Origin of the sequence: Glutamicibacter sp. NPDC087344 (genome assembly GCF_044744225.1) — a bacterium.
In the GTDB taxonomy this organism is placed as follows: domain Bacteria; phylum Actinomycetota; class Actinomycetes; order Actinomycetales; family Micrococcaceae; genus Glutamicibacter.
The window spans coordinates 1-1473 of record NZ_JBIUXY010000026.1 but is presented as its reverse complement, the minus strand read 5'-3'; the positions used below and the strand labels follow the sequence as shown (position 1 = coordinate 1473).

Below are 1473 nucleotides of genomic sequence, written 5' to 3'. Positions count from 1 at the left end.
CCGTTATCTTGTTGACAGCCCCTAAAAGAGGATCATAGGGACTGTCGGCCGACCAGCCTCGGCATGGTGTCTTGCCCCTGTCCAACCAATGATCCGGGGGGTGTTGCCACCGAGGCTGGGAAGGCAGCAGGGTGATTGCTGATGAGGGGCGCGGCACCAGAATATGGATGCCTGTCATAACGTGGATGTAAGACTTTGCTACCGACGGTTGGTCGACCTTGAACAAAAAAACTAGTTCAAAGGAGCACCAGTCATGAACACCTCAGACGTGGACATCTTCCTCGGACTCGACGTCGGAAAAACCGACCACTGGGCCTGTGCCGTCACCAAAGACGGCACCAAAATCTGGAATAAAACCCTCCCCAACGACGAAGCCAAGCTCGTCTCGGTCTACCAGAACCTCAGCGCCAAGGGCACCGTGCTGGTAGTCGTAGACCAACCAGCCACCATCGGAGCGCTGGCCGTCGCCGTCGCCCAGCACCTCGGCATTCCGGTGGCGTATTTGCCCGGGCTGACGATGCGGCGCATCGCCGACATGTATCCGGGCACGGCGAAAACCGACGAAAAAGACGCGTTCATCATCGCTGACGCGGCCCGTACCCTGCCGCATACCTTGCGAAGCCTCCAAGTCTCCGACGAAGAAGAAGCCGCTCTGGGCATGCTCACCGGATTCGACCTCGATCTCACCCGCCAAATCACCCAGACCAGCAACCGGCTCCGCGGACTATTCACTCAGATCCATCCACCACTGGAACGCCTCCTTGGGGTACGGCTAGACTACAACGCCGTCTTGGAAGTCCTGATCGTTTGGTCCACCCCAGCCGCGCTGAAACATGCTGGCAAGGCCCGGATTGATGCGAAGCTGAAGAAGCACGGCGCCCGACGGCATGCCGCCTGGGCTGCCGCCATCATGGACGCTCTCGACGCTCAAAGCGTTGTCGTAGTCGGAACCGAAGCTGCCGGCTTAGTCATTCCACATCTCGCTTGCCAGCTGCTCTCTCTGCGTGCCCAACGCGCAGACGTTGCAGCTCATCTCGAAGCGATGGTCGAGGCTCACCCTCTTTACCCGGTCCTGACATCTATGCCAGGGGTTGCCGTCAGGACCGCGGCGGTGTTCATAGCTGAGACCTCTGGCAAGAGTTTCGCCAGTCCAGCCGCCTTGGCTTCCTACGCCGGGTTAGCGCCGACCACCCGGCAGTCCGGTACCTCGATTAAGTCCGAACGCGTCAGCCATTCAGGCAACAAACGCTTGAAACGAGCGTTGTTCCTCTCGGCGTTCGCATCCATCCGTTTTGATCCGTCAAGCCGTGACTACTATGACCGGAAACGAGCTCAAGGTAAACGCCACAACCAGGCTCTGATCGCGTTGGCTCACCGCCGACTCACGGTGCTGTTCGCCATGATTCGGGACGGATCACTTTATGATCTCCCAAAGCAAGAAATTGCTTGACTTTTAACATAGGGGCACCCCCC

The 1473-nt window shown here is 58.8% G+C and carries 1 protein-coding gene; it reads left to right on the top strand.

Annotated features, from left to right (window positions below):
- Positions 1-253: 253 nt before the first annotated feature.
- The gene (locus ACIOWL_RS21155; protein WP_400389950.1) at positions 254-1450 is read left to right on the top strand and encodes an IS110 family transposase; all 1197 of its coding nucleotides are present in this window, start codon (positions 254-256) and stop codon (positions 1448-1450) included.
- Positions 1451-1473 lie beyond the last annotated feature (23 nt).

Coding starts and splice junctions, on each gene's coding strand:
- ACIOWL_RS21155 (WP_400389950.1), top strand. CDS start 254: ATGAACACCTCAGACGTGGACATCTTCCTCGGACTCGACGTCGGAAAA.